Source organism: Paraburkholderia sp. DHOC27 (genome assembly GCF_003429005.1).
Classification (GTDB): domain Bacteria; phylum Pseudomonadota; class Gammaproteobacteria; order Burkholderiales; family Burkholderiaceae; genus Paraburkholderia.
In genome coordinates, this window is record NZ_QVQV01000009.1 from 66841 (window position 1) to 83288 (window position 16448).

At 63.5% G+C, this 16448-nt stretch carries 14 protein-coding genes; 1 reads left to right on the forward strand and 13 read right to left on the reverse strand.

Going from position 1 to position 16448, the window contains the following annotated elements; translation table 11 throughout:
• Positions 1–30: 30 nt before the first annotated feature.
• Positions 31–756: an NAD(P)-dependent oxidoreductase gene (locus tag D0B32_RS26260; protein ID WP_117337245.1), complete on the reverse strand. Its 726-nt coding sequence runs from the start codon at positions 754–756 to the stop codon at positions 31–33.
• A 1885-nt stretch (positions 757–2641) separates the two neighbouring features.
• Here D0B32_RS26260 and D0B32_RS26265 point away from each other — a divergent pair.
• Complete coding sequence (locus D0B32_RS26265; RefSeq protein WP_117337246.1) at positions 2642–4126, forward strand: sigma-54 dependent transcriptional regulator; 1485 nt, start codon at positions 2642–2644, stop codon at positions 4124–4126.
• 23 nt (positions 4127–4149) lie between these two features.
• Here D0B32_RS26265 and D0B32_RS26270 read toward each other — a convergent pair whose 3' ends face one another.
• From D0B32_RS26270 to cpaB, 12 genes are all read right to left on the reverse strand, one after another.
• A complete protein-coding gene (locus D0B32_RS26270) occupies positions 4150–4770 on the reverse strand; it encodes an isoprenylcysteine carboxylmethyltransferase family protein (RefSeq protein WP_181969926.1) in 621 nt (206 codons plus the stop codon).
• A gap of 242 nt (positions 4771–5012) precedes the next feature.
• Complete coding sequence (locus tag D0B32_RS26275; protein ID WP_117337248.1) at positions 5013–5708, reverse strand: isoprenylcysteine carboxylmethyltransferase family protein; 696 nt, start codon at positions 5706–5708, stop codon at positions 5013–5015.
• A 65-nt stretch (positions 5709–5773) separates the two neighbouring features.
• Positions 5774–7165, reverse strand: a complete 1392-nt coding sequence (locus D0B32_RS26280) for a VWA domain-containing protein (protein WP_117337249.1) — start codon at positions 7163–7165, stop codon at positions 5774–5776.
• Positions 7166–7191: 26 nt separating this feature from the next.
• Positions 7192–7824, reverse strand: coding sequence for a TadE/TadG family type IV pilus assembly protein (locus D0B32_RS26285; RefSeq protein ID WP_117337250.1), 633 nt, complete (start codon positions 7822–7824; stop codon positions 7192–7194).
• A gap of 1 nt (position 7825) precedes the next feature.
• Positions 7826–8275, reverse strand: coding sequence for a TadE/TadG family type IV pilus assembly protein (locus D0B32_RS26290; protein WP_259295158.1), 450 nt, complete (start codon positions 8273–8275; stop codon positions 7826–7828).
• A gap of 115 nt (positions 8276–8390) precedes the next feature.
• Positions 8391–9362, reverse strand: a complete 972-nt coding sequence (locus tag D0B32_RS26295) for a type II secretion system F family protein (RefSeq protein ID WP_117337252.1) — start codon at positions 9360–9362, stop codon at positions 8391–8393.
• 49 nt (positions 9363–9411) lie between these two features.
• Entirely contained in the window at positions 9412–10389 is a 978-nt protein-coding gene (locus D0B32_RS26300) for a type II secretion system F family protein (RefSeq protein WP_117337253.1), read from the reverse strand.
• 28 nt (positions 10390–10417) lie between these two features.
• Entirely contained in the window at positions 10418–11794 is a 1377-nt protein-coding gene (locus tag D0B32_RS26305) for a CpaF family protein (protein ID WP_117337254.1), read from the reverse strand.
• A gap of 33 nt (positions 11795–11827) precedes the next feature.
• Positions 11828–13030 (reverse strand): AAA family ATPase, encoded by a 1203-nt coding sequence (locus D0B32_RS26310; protein WP_117337255.1) that lies wholly within the window; start codon positions 13028–13030, stop codon positions 11828–11830.
• Between the two features lie 37 nt (positions 13031–13067).
• Entirely contained in the window at positions 13068–13370 is a 303-nt protein-coding gene (locus D0B32_RS26315) for a hypothetical protein (protein ID WP_117337256.1), read from the reverse strand.
• A gap of 35 nt (positions 13371–13405) precedes the next feature.
• Complete coding sequence (locus tag D0B32_RS26320) at positions 13406–15499, reverse strand: type II and III secretion system protein family protein (RefSeq protein ID WP_117337257.1); 2094 nt, start codon at positions 15497–15499, stop codon at positions 13406–13408.
• 73 nt (positions 15500–15572) lie between these two features.
• A complete protein-coding gene (gene cpaB / locus D0B32_RS26325) occupies positions 15573–16400 on the reverse strand; it encodes a Flp pilus assembly protein CpaB (protein ID WP_117337258.1) in 828 nt (275 codons plus the stop codon).
• Between the last annotated feature and the right edge of the window lie 48 nt (positions 16401–16448).

A 16448-nucleotide genomic window follows, 5' to 3' on the forward strand; every position in this document is an offset into this window, starting at 1 on the left:
GTGTTCCAGCGGACCACCCCACGCTCCTCACTACCCGACTCGCCAATCCGCATTCCAGCCCAATCCGCGCCGCGCTTTTTCGCAGTCGAGCGCGCCGTCCTCTTCCGCGATGTTGTAGATACCCGGTGTGCCGCGCGTCACGGCCAACGCGGCGGCATACGCGGCCGCGTCCACGTGCAGCGACCCTGCGCCGGTGGGCGCATCGAAGCCGGTGCCCGGACCATACAGCAGCCCATACCGCAACACGATGCTCTCGATGGGCGCCTCCAGCACCTGACGCTCGAGGCTCGCCACACCACCGACAGACACGGCTCGCCTGCCTGGCGCGCCGAGATCCAGTGGATCGTCTTCGCTGTGCGGCAACGGACCCTCTGCATAGGCAAACGCGACGCTCTGCGCGACCATGCGGCGCGCGCCTGCCGCCCGCGCGGCGGCCACCAGGTTGCGCGTGCCTTCATCGCGCAGGCGGGCGTTGCGTTCCGTGGCTTCCGCCATGCGTGACGGGTCCAGCGCGGGCGGCAGGTCGGTCAACTGATGAACGACCACGCTGGGCCGCGCCGCCACGAGCGCTGCCTGCAACGCGGCGGCGTCGAAGACATCCACCAGCACGGGTTCGACGCCCAGCGCGCGCAACGCGGCTGCCTTGTCGGGCGAGCGGGTGGTCCCCACCACGCGCCAACCTGCCGACACATACAACGGCGCGACGCGGCGCCCAATCGCACCCGACGCGCCGGCCAGAAACAGACATTCAGACATCGCAGACACCTCCCAGGATTGCCCGGCACGCGGCCCAACGGCCACGTGGCCCGTAATATCCAAACTCTAACATGTTATAAGAGTTCTGATATTAAGGACGAGCCGAAGCGGCGGACGGTCCTGGGGGGTATGTCGAAACCCGGGTTTGAATGGTGCTGAAGGAAGCGGGCGAGCATCAGGCTGGCGTCGAAGTGCGCCGCGGTCAGTCGCTGCTCCCTGTGGCGCGCAGTGCGGCCTGCATGCCACCCGGCCGAAGCCGTTCCCCTGAAGCGCTGCCGCGACCGGTACACACAGGACATTGAAACAACCTCCCTTGTCCAGTGAGCGCCGGTCAACCTGATCACTCGCCCGTCGTGAAACCCCGACTGCGGGTGCCTACTGCGTGAAACGTGTTCCCCGCTTGTTCACTGCTTATATCCTGCTTGTTCCCCACTCGTATCGCGCTTGACCGCACGCGTTTTTTCTTCGTTGCTGCTGTCGATTGGTTGGCCCCATCGCTTTCCTGCTACTGCTTTCCTGCTGCTGCTTTATTGGCCCCGTCGCACCCGTCGTTGCGGGCTCGATCGTCGTACTGCTTTGGTTTCTTTTTTTCCATCCCTGAGCGTCTACGCGCCTGCCTGCCCAGATTTACTTCCCCGACCTGCCTTGTGCTCCCGGCGTGAACCGGGTTTCGTCCGTGGACGCTCCTCGCACTTCCCTCGCACTTCCCTCGCACTTCCCTGCTAGCCGCCGCGTCATGCATGCACCGGCCTTGCGAGACATATAGCGACGATCGTGCCAGCGTGAGGCAACGTCCCGTCGCAACGGGGTTTGCGCTCGAACCACCGGGATGGCGCAAGCTGCGTTGCGGACGCTCCGTCCAAACTGTTGCAGCGCTGTTACTGGGTGGGCCCGGTTTTGGCAAGGCGTGATCGCGTCGTTGGGTCGCCGGCGACAGGTGGAGCGAGACACCCGGCTCCAGCATCACGCGCCGCGAACCCAGTCGCGACAGCATGCGATGACTGGCGACAGGTAGTGATGGCACTCGGCGCAGGGCTTTTAATGGGCGGCCGCCGCAGCACCGAAGGTCGTCTCAAAAGTGAGACGACGGCTTCGACGAAAGCAGCGCCGCGACCGGCGACCGTTTTTCCTCGCAAGCCGGCGCGTACGCAAAACAACGTCCGTCAGGGTCGTCAACCCGCGCGCTCGACGCTTTGTGTCGCGCATTCGCCACGCCCGGAAACACGCGTTTAAATTATCTGGATTTAACCATCCAGTGCACGCGCTCACGGCATTGCATTGCCAGGCTTGCAGGCACCCAACCTGGCGCTTCGTCTCGTCGAACTAATTCATTTCTGAATAATGGAGGTCCGCAAAGGTTTGCGTGCTTTCAGAGAAAATCGGGCCCGCCATATTTACGTCGTAATAAATCAACCGTTCGGTCAAATATTCCGTCTGATTATTTAACAATTGCTGAAAATTAATTCGTCACGGGTTTTCTCAACTCTGAGACAATCGTGTAACGACGCGGCTTTCAGGCCTGTTCCACTGGCTTGCTTTTAGCGCTGATAATTTTAAGCAAGAAATGAAAAAACCATTTGCCGGTCAGGTTTGCTAGCATGGGAGCGACCCATTCTTTTGAATGGCTTTGTTTCATCTGCGCTACGTGACGCAATATGAAGAAGCTGATTGATAGTCAGACTTATTGCATGGCCATTTGAAAACGATCGTTCGAGTCTGAACGACTACGACGGACATGAGCACGATTTGTCGCGTCGCGGCCAGTTTGGCGCAGCCGCCTGTGAAGGCGGACGCGAAGGTTCAATGGCAGCCGGCGGCCCGCACATTCATCCAGCAGAGGCCAGCACAGGCGCGTCGTGAACCCAGCATCAACCGGGGAAATTGAATGAGTACAACGGCTTCACCGCCCGACACGGAACGCACGGTGCTATGCGTTTCCGCCACGCCTGATGAGACGCTGGGCCGGTTTCTGGCCGCCTCCGGCTGGCACGTCGCGCACGCCAGAACCACGGCCATCGCCGAGCGCGTGATCGAGCGCGACAACATCAAGGTCGGCCTGCTCGAACTCCCCGAAGACTGCACGTCGCAATACCTGTCGGCGCTGGAAACGTGCATGCGGCGCATGGAAACCAACTGGGTTGCGCAGATCGCGCCGGGCCAGGCCGACGACGAACTGGTCAGCCGTTTCATCCTCGACTATTGCTTCGACTTCGTTACGCGCCCTTGCCTCAACGACCGTCTCATCTTTGCACTCGGCCACGCCCACGGGCTGTCCAGTCTGCGCAAGGCGCCGGTGGCGCCGGAACCGTCGCAAGGCCGGCATGAGATGGTCGGCCAGTGCGAGGCCATGCAGCAGTTGTACCGCCATATCGACAAATGCGCCGTCACCGATGCCCCCGTGTTCGTGGCCGGTGAATCCGGCACCGGCAAGGAACTGACCGCGCGGGCCATTCACGTGCGCTCGCCGCGCGCGCAAAACGCCTTTGTCGCCATCAATTGCGCGGCGATTCCCCCCAGCTTGCTGCAGGCGGAACTGTTCGGCCACGAGCGCGGCGCGTTTACCGGCGCGGTGCAACGCAAGATTGGCCGCATCGAAAGTGCGCATGAAGGCACCCTCTTCCTCGACGAAATCGGCGACATGCCGCACGAGTGCCAGGCCGTGCTGCTGCGTTTCCTGCAGGAAGGCACCATCGAGCGCCTGGGCGGCACCGGCCAGACCAACGTGGATGTGCGCGTGATCTCCGCGACGCACGTCGACCTGGAAAAAGCCGTCGACGAAGGACGGTTTCGTTCCGACCTGTATCACCGCCTGTGCGTGCTGCGGCTCGTCGAGCCGCCGCTGCGCGAACGCGGCGGCGACATCAAGCTGCTTGCCAACTACGCGCTCAGCATGTACCGGCAGGACGGCGCCCGCAAGATTCGCGGCTTTTCCAGCGATGCGATGCTGGCCATGTCCAGTGACGCGTGGCCGGGCAACGTGCGCGAGCTGATCAACTGCGTGCGCCGCGCGGTCGTGATGAGCGAGGGACGCTTCATCACCGCCGCCGACCTCGGCCTGCCGCATGTCGTGCGCACGCCGGCCGCTACACTCGCGGAGATTCGCAGCAAGGCGGAAAAGGATGCCATCGAACAGGCCTTGCAGCGCCACAACTTCAAGCTATCCGAAGCAGCGGCGGATCTGGGTGTGTCGCGGGCCACGCTATACCGGCTGATGCATGCGAACCGTATCGGCAATGGCGGCACAGCGGCGCCGGTGGACGCGCCGGAGCGCGATGACAGCCATACCGAGAACCGCGGCAACGGCGGCAACGGTCATGACAAGGGTGATAGTGGCGCAGGGCTGCCGTCGCTGCGGGCCTCGGGGGAGTGAGGCTGCGAAGCGCACTCCAAGCGCTAGTACAGCCCGGGGATGACCCTGTACCGCACCTTGCCCTGATAGGCGCGATAACGCTCGTCCTCGGAGAGCAGCTTTTCTTCCCGCCCGATGCGCACCACCTGCAGCGCGAACTGACCGGCATACACGAGCACGTTTTGCAGACCGAAGTTGGCCAGCAGGAAACCCATATCCATGAGGAAGTAGCCGAGGTACATGGGGTGCCGTACGAAGCGGTAGGCGCCGCGCGAAACGACGCCGCGATTGGCCGGCAGGATGCCGAACGAGCGGCGCAGCGAGACCTTGGCGAAGAGTTGCCAGCCGATCCCGGCAATCTGCAGCGAAGCGCCGACCGCTTCCGGCACGAGGCGCAAGCCCGGTCCGAGGTGCACCGCCAGGAAGTAATACGTGGCACCCAGTGCGCATAGAAACGCCACCGGATTCCAGTCGCGCCGCTGGGGCACGCGCACGACCAGCGACAGCCCGAGGGTGAAGAATTCCGCCACCACCAGCAGTAGCAGCGTGATACGCGTGGGGTCGGCGCGCCAGTTCTTGATCGCGAGGTAAGCGAACAGGCCGAGCAAGAGCGCGGTGCCAAGGCGCGCGGCCAGTTCGACCGTGAAATCGCGCAGGGTCGGCATGGCCGCTTCGGCCGGTGTGAGCGGCAGTGCGTCTCCCCCGGATTCAACCGAAGCGGTAAGAGATACTGATTCGTCTGTGAATGTGCTCATGCGTTTCCCGGCTTCGACTTCGCATCATGCTACGTTTTGCCGTTGTTTGGCTATCCGTAGAATTTCCGACGCAAGTTTTTCGAAACGCGGCATGAGGGCAGTGGGCGGGAGCTGCGCCGACGACGGCGCAAGCCCGAAAACGATACGTCGTTTCAGAACACCCCGGGAATCACGCGATAACGAACCTCGCCTTTATAGGCACGGTAACGTTCGTCGTCGGAGAGGATCGCCTCCTCCCGCACGATGCGCCCGATCTGAAACGCGAACTGGCATACGTAGACGATGATGTTTTGCAGACCGAAATTGGTGAGCAGGAAGCCCACTTCCGCGACCAGATAGCCGAGATACATTGGATGCCGGACCAGCCGGTATGCCCCACGCGAGACCACCCCGCGATTGGCGGGCAGGATGCCGAACGAACGGCGCAGCGACGCCTTCGCATACACCTGCAGCAGCAGCCCGGACACCTGAAGCATGGCGCCGACCGTCTCCGGCACGAGCTTCATGCCGGGGGCCAGACGAATCGCGACGAAATAGTACGTACCGCCAAACGAAAACAGCAACGCGAGCGGACGCCAGTCGCGCTGTTTGGGGGTTCTGGAAAAGAGCGACAGCCCCGTGGTCATGCACGCCGTCACCACCAGCAGCACTAGCGTAATGCGCGACGGCGCCGCGAGCCATTCACGTATCGCCGCGAAGGCAAAAATGCCGAGGCAGCTCGCGGTGAACACGCGGATCGCAATTTCGAGCGTGTTCAGCGACACGCGCGGCGCCGTGCCCTGCCCGAGCGTATCGGACAACGTGGGCTCCGCGCTGGGAGAGGAGCAAACTGGTTCGATGGTGGACATGGCCGATTCCCCGCTGGTTTGTGCGTTGGTTTTGCTTTCGTTTTATGGCTTCGTGCGAGCCGTGCTCACTTCGTAATGCGCAGAATCTGCGACGCGAGTTGCTCGTAGCAGGGTCCGAGATCCGCCGGCGTCGCCGCATAACAGAACACGCCCACCGGCTGGCTCGGCGTATAGCAGCGTGCCAGCGAGTCCGGCGTGTTGGCCATGCATTTGAGAACGTCTTCACCGAGTTCGCCGTTCGCGCCTTCAGGCTCCACCAGTTCCGGCCCATATCCCAGCGTGAACACAAAGATGCCTTCCGCGCGCGCCTCCGCGGCCATCTCTTCGAGCAGGTTGCGCGACGCATTGTTGACGTTCACGAAGTTCACCGTGCTTGTCACAGGACGCGGCGTATTGGTGATGATGGGGAACGTGCCCGGCACACCGGAAGCGGGGTGAGCGTTATATGCAGCCGGCAGCGAGGCGACCACGTTCGACGCCCGGCTCGAATAGCAGTTGGGCGCAGGTTGCTGCTGCGAAGGCTGGGTACCGTTGAGCTGCTGCGATTGAATATTGTCCGCGTACAGACCGGCAGGCGTGCTGTTCGAGTCGGCGGTGGCGATCGTCCCGTCCTGCTGTTTGCAGGCCGCGGTATACGCAGAAGTGGTCGGGAACACCGAGGCGAAACTATTGGGCGCACCGTCGGAGAAGAAAACAATGACGCGCTGGCTCGACGGTTGCGTGACGACCACGTCCAGTTGATACAGCGCGTTGAAGATCGCCTCGGACGAGTTCGTGCTGTCCTTGAAATTGTAGCCGCTGATAGCCGAGGTCATCGCCGCCAGATTGAAACCGCGCGTGTTGCCGTTAAACGGCTGATCGACCTGCGTGCCGTACGCGAAGTGCATGAGCGCGACGCGGTCCTGGGTGACGTTGAAATTGTTCAGGAAGCTGATGGCATTGGCGCGCACCGCCGCCGGCACGCTGGTGCCGTTCCACGTAGTATTCATCGACCCGGTCGTGTCGATCACGAACACCATGTCCAGGTCCTTGCGCGTCGCGACCGAACTCGCGGCAACGTTCAGCAGGCTGAAGCCGTAGGTCTGCATGAACGTCACCGGCACCTGCGCCTGCGCAGCAACGTTGATCGTCACCGTGCCGGTCTGATCGAAGACGATGGACGGCGTTTGCAGCGTCGCTGTCGAACCCAGATAGCCCACCGGATAATTCGCCCCGAAGTACGCAACCGCGGCCTGCTGTGCATTGGCAATCTGCTCGGACTGGTTCGCGCCCCGCGAGACGGCCTCACCCGCCGCAATCGCCGCACCGTCGAGCGCGGCATCGAGCTTCGCGCGGGTCATGTAGCCGAGGCCCGAATCGAGCGCGAGCCCCAGAACGCCGATCAATACGAACAGCAAAATCGCTACGAGGATGCTGACCGCGCCCCGTTGATGTTTCCGTCTGGTTATTATTTTCATCGCATTACCCGATCATGGTGCGGAAATCAGAAAACAGTCATCGCGTACAGGTTCGGCGACAAGGCGGGCGTCGAAATGCCGAAGCCCAGATTGAGCGCACCCACCAACGGCGTTTCGAGGTAAAACGACTCGACCACATACGCAATCTCGCCCTGATAGAGCTGGCCCTGCAACAGGTTCACCACCGGCGAGGTATTGCCCGGCGAGGGCAGACCGCTACAACTGCCCGTGCCGTCCGTGGCCCACGAGGTGTTGTTGTTGCCGCAATTCCAGATCTGGCTCGCGGGATAGTAGTTGCCGCCGGTCCAGCGGTATTGCGCGAGCACGACCCCCGTGCAGTTGTTGCCGTTCGCATCGCAGTTGTTGTTGCCAATCACCTCGGTGATATAGATCATGCCGTTTGCGGCCATATCGAGCGGCGGCGTCGTGGCGGCCAGCGAAGACATGATGGTCTGCATCGGATACGTCAACGACGCACGCGACGACAGATTCGCCCCTTCGCGGCTGATGTTGGTCAGGATCATCTGCGCCTGGATATTGCGCGCGAAGTCGTAGACCGGCAGCGCAACGGCGACCAGCATCGGCAACAACAGCGCCATCTCCACGCTGACGGCGCCCCGCCATGCGCGCCGACCTTTCAGCGACGATTTGGCTTTCATGTCAGAAGTCCTCGTTGCGCATCGTTGCGGCCACGCTGAACGCGTACGATCCCCCCGGGAAGAACGGCTGCACCAGCGGCGTAAGCAGCGGCCAGGTGCAATTGAGCTGCAGCACGACGATGTCGTCCGGGTTGCCGAACATGTTGCCGTTGTAGCTGCTCTGGTTCGCGTAGCTCTGCGTGGTGCCGTTGATCGTGATGACGTAGCTCGGATTGACGATGTTGTAGAGGCCCATCGAGCTATCCTTGATCTCCTGAATCACCGCGAGGTAGCGCTGCTGGCTCGACGAATTCGGATCGAGATTGCTCTGGCCCGTCACGGCGTAACGCGCGCCTTCGCGCACCGCATACTGCATGGTCAGGTTCACCCACAGCAGCAGCCCGAGGTCCACTGCGATGAACAACAGCAAAAACAGCACCGGGGCGATCAGTGCGAATTCGATCGTGCTCACGCCGCGCTGCCGCCGGTCTGCCCGCTTTGAGAGCCGTAACGTCATAACCCCTACTCCTTGCATCACCTGAGGGCTTGCCATGCTGTCCCGACCAGCAGGCAAGGCCGACCATTTTTTATTGGGCCATCTGGGACATCGCCGGCATCAGCGTTTTGCTGGCCTGGATGAAACACGGACCGAGCAGCACGAAAATGAGCGCGGGGAAGATGAAGAAAATCAGCGGGAACAGCAGCTTCACCGCGATCTTTGCCGCCGCCTCTTCGGCACGCAGGCGGCGCTTCGTGCGCAGATTGTCCGTGTAGACACGCAGCGAATCGCCCACGCTCGTGCCAAAACGGTCTGCCTGAATCAGCATCGTGGCGAGCGTGTCGATGTCCTCGACTCCCGTTCTGAGCGAGAGATTGCGCAACGCCTTGTCGCGGCCCGAACCGGCGCGCAATTCGAGCAGCACCAGTTCCAGTTCGTCGCGCAGCGCCTTGCTCTTCATGCCGATTTCCTCCGTGACCCGCGCAAGTGCCGCGTCGAAGCCGAGACCCGCTTCCACACACACCGTCATCAGGTCGACCGCATCGGGCAAGTCTTCGAAGAGCTTGCGCTGACGCCTTTCGATCAGACGTGCGAGCACGCCGTTGGGCAGATAGAACCCGGCCGCCGACGCACCCAGCAGCGCGAACAGCAGATACAGGCGCGACATGTCGTGCAGACTGCCGCTCAGGGCAAGCATGGCGACGAGCGGAAGCGCGAGCGCCAGCAGGGTCTTCGCCGTGAAGTACATGGCCGAGGCCGACTCGCTGCGCAGCCCCGCGTTCATGAAACGCACGCGCAGCGGCGAGGTGTTCCAGTCCTCGCTCGGCGCCGAGTATTTCGCTACCCGCGACGACACACGCGCAATCGTCTCCGCCCACTTGCCGTCGTCCGGTGCGGCATTGCCGCCATTGCCCGGAATGCCGCCTGCCGCGGATGCCGGTCCGATCTGGCCGATGCGCCGCTTGAGCGTGTCGGGCCGCATCATGCTCATCGCTTTCAGCACGGCGCCGAACACGAGGAAAAACAGCACTGCCAACATCACGATCTGTTCGATCTTCATGATTGCCGGGTTGCCCCGCCCTCGTCGAAGGGTTGAAGGACTATGGTGTTCATACGCGGATCTGCACCAGCTTGCGGGTCCAGATAATCCCGAACAGCATGCATAGCAGCGCGGCGCCCGCCACCTTCATGCCGGTGGGGTCGGTCCAGAAAATGCGCATCAGCGCCGGGTTGAGGAACCAGATCACAGCGGTCAGCACGAACGGCAGCAGACACAGAATCCACGCGGATAACCGCCCTTCCGCTGACAGCACGCGCACCTTGCCGAGCAGTTTCAGACGCTCGCGAATGATGGTGCTGATGTTGCCGAGAATCTCCGCCAGATTGCCGCCCGCATCGCGCTGGATCAGCACGGCGATCACGAAGTAGCGCAGGTCGTCCACCGGCACGCGCTTGACCATGTTCAGCAGGGCGTCGTTCATCGACACACCGAAGTTGATCTCATCGAAGGCGATCTTGAACTCGCCACCGAGCGGCTGCGGCATCTCTTCGCCCACCATGCCGAGCGCGCTGGGAAACGAGTGCCCCGCCAGCATGGCGCGGCCCACGAGGTCTGCGGCGTCCGGCAGCTGCCGCTCGAGAACCGCAATCCGCTTGCTGCGCTTGCCCCGCACATGAAGCAGCGGCAACGTTCCGCACAGGGCCGCGAGTCCGAGCAGGAAGGGAAACGGCAGATGCATGACCAGCCCCACCATTGCACCCACCCCCGCGAATACGCCCATGTAGCCGACCAGACGCCCGAGCGACCAGCTCAGGCCCGACTGGCGCAGCATGGCTTCGAGCATCTCGATGCGCGGCACGGCATTGAGCAGGCGTCCCGCGAGCGCCGAGCCGTTTGCCGAGCGATCCTTCATGATCGAGAGCGGCTCGCCGTTCACGCGGTTGCCGACGCGCAGTGCGCCGACGCGTGCCTTGACGCGCGTGACCGCCGCACCATGACGCCCGTTCCAGTACAGGTAGAGGCCTTCGATCAGCAGTACGGTGGCGACGAAAATGAGTACGGCGAAGCCGAGAAACGTGGTGTTCATGCTGCCTCCTTCCTGTGTCCCGTGCGACTCATACTTCGAAGCGCCGCGACGGATCGAACATGTTGTCGGGCAGCACGATGCCGAACGCCGACAGACGGTCGCAGAACTTCGGACGCACGCCGGTCGCACAGAAATATCCGCGCACGCGTCCGTCCTGATCGACGCCGGTCCGCTTGAACGTGAAGATCTCCTGCATGTTGATGACCTCGCCTTCCATGCCGGTGATTTCCTGAATGCTCATCAGCTTGCGGCGGCCGTCGGTCAGGCGGGACGCCTGCACGACCACGGAAATCGCCGAGGCGATCTGCTGGCGCATCGCCTTGACCGGCATCGTCAGGCCGGCCATCGCCACCATGTTCTCGAGACGCGCCAGGGCATCGCGCGGGGTGTTGGCGTGCAAGGTGGCCATCGAGCCTTCGTGGCCGGTGTTCATGGCGTGCAGCATGTCGAGCGCTTCACCGCCGCGCACTTCGCCGAGCACGATACGGTCAGGGCGCATCCGCAGCGCGTTGCGCACCAGCGCGCGCTGCGAGATTTCGCCCTTGCCTTCGATGTTGGGCGGGCGCGTCTCCAGCCGCAGCACGTGCTCCTGGCGCAACTGCAGTTCCGCGGCATCTTCGATCGTGACGACCCGCTCGTCTTCCGGAATGAAGCCCGACAGCAGGTTCAGCAAGGTGGTCTTGCCGCTACCCGTGCCGCCGGAGATCAGCACGTTGAGCTTCGATTTGATCAACGCCTCCAGCAACTCCGCCATCGACGTGGTCATGCTCTGGTTGTTGAGCATGTCGTTGACGGTGAGCGGGTGCACCGAGAAGCGCCGGATCGACACCAGCGGTCCGTCGATCGCCGACGGCGGAATGATGGCGTTCACCCGCGAGCCGTCGGGCAGACGCGCATCGACCATCGGGGTCGACTCGTCGATGCGCCGTCCCACCCGCGACACGATGCGCTCGATCACCTTCATCAGATGCGCGTCGTCATAGAAGGTCACGTCGGTGAGTTCGAGCTTGCCGCGCCGCTCCACATACACGTGCTGCGACGTGTTGACGAGAATGTCCGACACGGTCGGATCGTTCAGCAGCGGCTCCAGCGGGCCGAGGCCGAGCATTTCGTCCTGCACGTCCTGCACGAGCCGCTTGCGTTCGGCTTCGTTCATCGGCAGCTTGTCTTCGTCGACGATCCGTTCGACGAGTTGCGCCAGCTCGCGCTTGACCTGCTCGGGCGTCAGACGTTGCAGCTTGTCCAGTTCGACGCGCTCGATGATCGTCTGGTGGATGTTCATCTTGAGCTGCTGGTAAGCCTGCCGCGTGGCGCGGGCATCGAGCGCGGAAGCGACCGGGTTCGGCGCCGGTGCTTCGGCGACCGCCAGATCGCTTTGCATCAGAAGTTGTTCGCGCAGTGACATGCTGGTCTCCGGTATGGCTTAAGTGAATCGGCTTCAGTGAATCGGCTTGAGCTGGCTGTCCGAGCGCGCTCTCGACGCGAACAGACGGCTGAACGCACCCTTCGACGCCACTTCCGGATACGGCCAGAGCAGTTCCGTCAGCGCGACGACGTTCTTCGTGAGCGCGCCGGACTTTGCGACGGCGAGCAACGGCATGCCCTGATTCGCTGACTGACGTGCGCTCTTCTCATCCGTCGGCAACAGGTGCGACGGTTTGGCACCCAATGCCTGTTCAACGGCGTCGAGGCCGATCTGGGCGCGCTTGTCGTACTGATTGACGAGCACCCGCGCGCGGCTCGCCGGATAACCCAGTTCCGTGAGCATGTCGAGCAGACGCCGCGTGGTGTGCAGATGCGGGATGGTCTGCTGCGCCACCACGCAGATCGCCTCGCTCTGGTCCAGCACGTGGATGGACAGCGGGTTGACGTTCTGGCCGATGTCGAACACCACCGCGTCGTACTGGTCGCGCACCAGCGTCAAGAGACGCTGCAGGTGCGAGGCGCGCAGATCCGCTGCCTTGACGGGGTCGCCTGCCCCGGCCAGCACATCGAGGTTCGGATGCACGCGCGTCACGCAGGCCTCGAACAGCGACGTGTCGAGCCGGTCGATCTGCGCGCACAGGTCGCTCAGGGTAGCGGGCGGTGTCTTCTCGCTCAGCAGCAGGCTGGCATCGGCGAAGTGCTGGGTGAGGTCGATGAAGAGCACGCGCTTGTCGCGTTCAGCGGCAAGCGTGTAGGCCACGTTGGTGGCGATCAGGGTCGTGCCGCAACCACCCTTGCCCGCCGCGAACGAAATGACGCGCCCGGCGCGCCGTGCGTTCGCGCTTTTCTTGCTGGCCACGTGCGCCAGCTCACGCGTGAATTCGTGCACGTCGATGGGCCAGGACAGCACGTGCCGCACGCCCGCGCGCATCGCCGCCATCAACATGTCGGTCGAAAGCGCCGCAGTCACCAGCATGCAGGTCAAGAGAGGCGTATGCACGATCGCTTCCTCGATGGCCGCGAGATCGGCCACTGCGAGTTCCGCGTCCTCGACAATCAGAAGATCCGCCTTCTTGATCTGCGCGCTGAAGCGGGCAAGCTGCTTCGCGGAGCCCGCCTCGATGCGCAGGCTGTGGCCGATGCTGCTGTTGGCCAACATCGTGCCAATCGCAGTGGCGCGCTCGTCGCTGGACGAAAGCAAAAGAATGTCGATCATGGTGTGTCTCCTTCTCTACTCAACCTGACGCCAGTTTTCAATTACTGGCTGAACCGGCGCTAACGCCGATCGTGAACATGTTCGCCGGCGGCGTGGGTGTCTTGAACGATTTGTCGTAGTTGGCCTGGGCCGATTGCGCAGCGGGTCCGTCGACGCCCGAGACCGGATTGTCGTTATCCGAGGCATTCGGGTTGAGGGTCTGCATCACGGTGATCTGCGTCACGGCACTGCCGAAGGTTTTGTCCCACGTGGGGGACGAACTCAGGCACGCACCCAGCATCGAGCACGCGCCCACGCACAGTGCGAGGCGAAGGGCCGTGGCTAGCATTTTTGTGTTCATGTTCGGTTCCTTTGAATCCAGACCGCAAACTCGGATCATTGCAAGGTGTCGGAGCGGGGTCTTGCATGTGCAGCCCCGGTCAATGCGACTGCGTCGGAGCGCTCGGGCGTGTTGCTCGCCAGGATCGGCACCCGGTCGGCGGCGCTGTGACTGACCTCGTCGGGCGCATTGGCTGGTCCCGGTCCTGGTCCTGAGCCTGGTCCTGAGCGCGAGCCAGGCAAAGGCGGCGGTTCGGGTAGCGGCGTCACCGTGATCTGGGCCGTGCGTATGGTGTCCACCCGGGGCTCGTCGAGCGCAATCGGCTTGGCGCCCGGTGCGCTCTCGTTGACCGCCGGCTGCGTGCCCGGCACGGTGGTCTGGGTGGGCAGCGGCGCGGCATCGGGCGCTGCTGCGGGTGCCATGACCGGCAGTCCCGAGGCCGGCGGCACGACCACGGCGGTCGAGCCGGGCATGGCGGTGCTGCCCGAGGCAGGCACGGCCGGTGCGGCAGGCTTCGTGCCTTCCATGTTGCCGGTGGCGTAGACGTTGGCCTCGTTGACGTTCGCGAAGCTGTCGGTCGGCAACGGGTAGGTCTTCGGCAACGGCTTGGCGAGACGCGGGGTGACGACGAACACGAGTTCTGTCTTGTCGGATTCATAGTTCGTACTGCGGAACAATGCACCCAGTACCGGCAACTCGCCGACCCCCGGCAGGGCTTTCAGCGTGCCGGTGACGTTGCTCTTCAGGAGGCCGCCAATCGCGAAGCTCTGGCCGTCGTAGACCTGCAGCGTGGTGGAGGCGCGGCGTGTCGTGATCAGCGGCAGGATCGCGGTACCGGCGACAGTCCCGGTCGAAACCGCGACGCCTGTCGGCGAAAGCTCGGACACTTCCGGCGCCACTTTCAGGTTGATACGGCCGTTGGCGAGCACGGTCGGCGTAAAGGTCAGTCCCACGCCGAACTGTTCTTCCTGCAGCACGATGGTCGTGCCGGCTGTGCCGTTGCTCTGCGGCACCGGAATGAAGACCTTGCCGCCCGCGAGGAAGCTCGCTTCCTGGCCGCTAATGGCCATCAGGTTCGGCTCGGCCAGAATCTTCACCAGTTGATCGCTCTTCTGCGCATCCACCACGAGATTCAGCGGTAACGTGTTCGCTTTCGATGCCCCCACCGCGCCGAGGCCGCCGGACAGAAACTGCGCCAGCAGGCCAAAGCTCCAGCTACCGATGTTGCCGTTCAGGTTCGCCTGGGCGCCCAGCTGGTCGATCAGGGTCTTCGAGACTTCGGCCACCTTGACTTCGAGCATCACCTGCTGGGGCGCGGCGATCTGCATCATGTTGATGATGCGCGCATCCTTGTTCCCCGCCGCAACCGCAACGGGCGCAGCCGCGAGGCGCGAACCGGGCGCCGGCGGGACCGCCGCGTCGGGGCGTTGCGTGTAGGCTTCGGCCAGTTCCACCACGCGCTGTGCCTTCACCGAATCCGATACGGTACCGGTCAGCACGAGGGAGTCGCCCGCCGTCTTGACCTCGACGCCGGTTTCTTCCGGCATCAGTGCGGCGAGCGTTTGTTGCAGGCCGGCCGGATCCGCGCCGACGATCACGTCGATCACGCTGCACGAGCCGCTCTTGCCCTGCACGATCATATTGGTCGTGCCGATTTCCGCGCCGACCACATAGAGTGTCTGCGGCGATACGAGCATTGCCTGGGCGACCGTCGGGTTGCCGACCGTGCGCTCGCGAATCGGCTCGCGCAGATTGACCATCGTCGATTTGCCGAGCGGCACCGTGACGGTGGAGTGTTCGCCAACCGGTCCGGCGCAGTTCGGTCCGCGCGCCGACATGCCTGCCGACGTGCCGGGTTGAGGCGCGCCCGGCGCATTCTCCGCTGAACCGATCGTGAGACGGATGGGGCCGGTTCCGGCCACGGTGATGGGTTCCGCCGATGCGTAGGTCTGCGCCGGCACCGTGCCCGACACCATGCCCACCGCCGTGTTTGCCGCACGGGCACCTTCCGCCTGCGCCGACGGCAACACCCACAGGAATGCGCCGATCGCGCCCAACATGACCGTCAGCGCGACGCGTGCTCCGCCCGATCGTCCACTCGTTGCCTGTCTAGCTGACGGGCGCGCAAGGCGCCGTGATTTCGCGTTCATGTCCTACCCCCGTTAAGGTGCTGCCGGTCCTGCTTATTCGATGTGTATTCGGGCGACTCTCTGGTCGCGCCGGTCAGAAACATTCTTTGGTCGTCTCACTGCCGCTGATCACCCGCACGCAGTTGCTCGGCGCGCGCGCCGCCACCCGCTGCACCACATGCACCGGCGCGGGCTCCGAAGCCGCCACCGGCGCCGCCGCGACGACATTCAGCAGCGACGCGCGGGTCGCGCCGCCGGTCAGGGTGGCCTGCGGATCCACCTGATTGCGCAACACGAGCGAGAGCGTGCCGATGCTGCGTGCCAGGTCGATCTTCTCCGCCTGATCGGGCGTCACTTCCAGCGTGACGGCATCCACGACTTTCGGTTTGGTATCGTCACGGCCCACCTCCTGGGCCACGGCCAGCACGAGGATCTTTTCGAGGACGATCTTCGAGATGTTCTGGTCGTGCGTGGCGTTGGCGTCCTTCTGCGTGTTGACGATGATGTCCACGTAGTTGCCCGGCAGCGCGAAACCGGCCACGCCGATCACGTCGTTCACGCGCACCGTGATGGCGCGCTTGCCTTCGTTGATGACCGCGGACAGACCACCGAGTGTGCCAACCGGCGACAGCCGCGACTCGACCACCGGCTCGCCGCGCAGCGTGCTCTCCTTGAGCACACGGCCGTCGATCTTCTGTACGTCCGAGAACGAGCCCGGCGGCACGCTGGTGGATGGCCAGTCCACGGCCTTCAACAGGTCCGGTGTAATGCGCTGACCCAGATTGATGTCGGAAGTCGCCACCACCACCTTGGTCGTGGTTCCGGCAGACTGGGACACCATCCAGCGCGATCCAAACATCACCGCTGCGAGCCCTGCTACGGTCGCAATCAGCAACATGACGACGCCTCTCGAACTGTTCATTTCGTTCTCCTGCTTTTATCCGTCTGAGGACGGCATTTCCGATAAGTC

Coding starts and splice junctions, on each gene's coding strand:
- D0B32_RS26260 (WP_117337245.1), bottom strand. CDS start 756: ATGTCTGAATGTCTGTTTCTGGCCGGCGCGTCGGGTGCGATTGGGCGC.
- D0B32_RS26265 (WP_117337246.1), top strand. CDS start 2,642: ATGAGTACAACGGCTTCACCGCCCGACACGGAACGCACGGTGCTATGC.
- D0B32_RS26270 (WP_181969926.1), bottom strand. CDS start 4,770: ATGCCGACCCTGCGCGATTTCACGGTCGAACTGGCCGCGCGCCTTGGC.
- D0B32_RS26275 (WP_117337248.1), bottom strand. CDS start 5,708: ATGTCCACCATCGAACCAGTTTGCTCCTCTCCCAGCGCGGAGCCCACG.
- D0B32_RS26280 (WP_117337249.1), bottom strand. CDS start 7,165: ATGAAAATAATAACCAGACGGAAACATCAACGGGGCGCGGTCAGCATC.
- D0B32_RS26285 (WP_117337250.1), bottom strand. CDS start 7,824: ATGAAAGCCAAATCGTCGCTGAAAGGTCGGCGCGCATGGCGGGGCGCC.
- D0B32_RS26295 (WP_117337252.1), bottom strand. CDS start 9,362: ATGAAGATCGAACAGATCGTGATGTTGGCAGTGCTGTTTTTCCTCGTG.
- D0B32_RS26300 (WP_117337253.1), bottom strand. CDS start 10,389: ATGAACACCACGTTTCTCGGCTTCGCCGTACTCATTTTCGTCGCCACC.
- D0B32_RS26305 (WP_117337254.1), bottom strand. CDS start 11,794: ATGTCACTGCGCGAACAACTTCTGATGCAAAGCGATCTGGCGGTCGCC.
- D0B32_RS26310 (WP_117337255.1), bottom strand. CDS start 13,030: ATGATCGACATTCTTTTGCTTTCGTCCAGCGACGAGCGCGCCACTGCG.
- D0B32_RS26315 (WP_117337256.1), bottom strand. CDS start 13,370: ATGAACACAAAAATGCTAGCCACGGCCCTTCGCCTCGCACTGTGCGTG.
- D0B32_RS26320 (WP_117337257.1), bottom strand. CDS start 15,499: ATGAACGCGAAATCACGGCGCCTTGCGCGCCCGTCAGCTAGACAGGCA.
- cpaB (WP_117337258.1), bottom strand. CDS start 16,400: ATGAACAGTTCGAGAGGCGTCGTCATGTTGCTGATTGCGACCGTAGCA.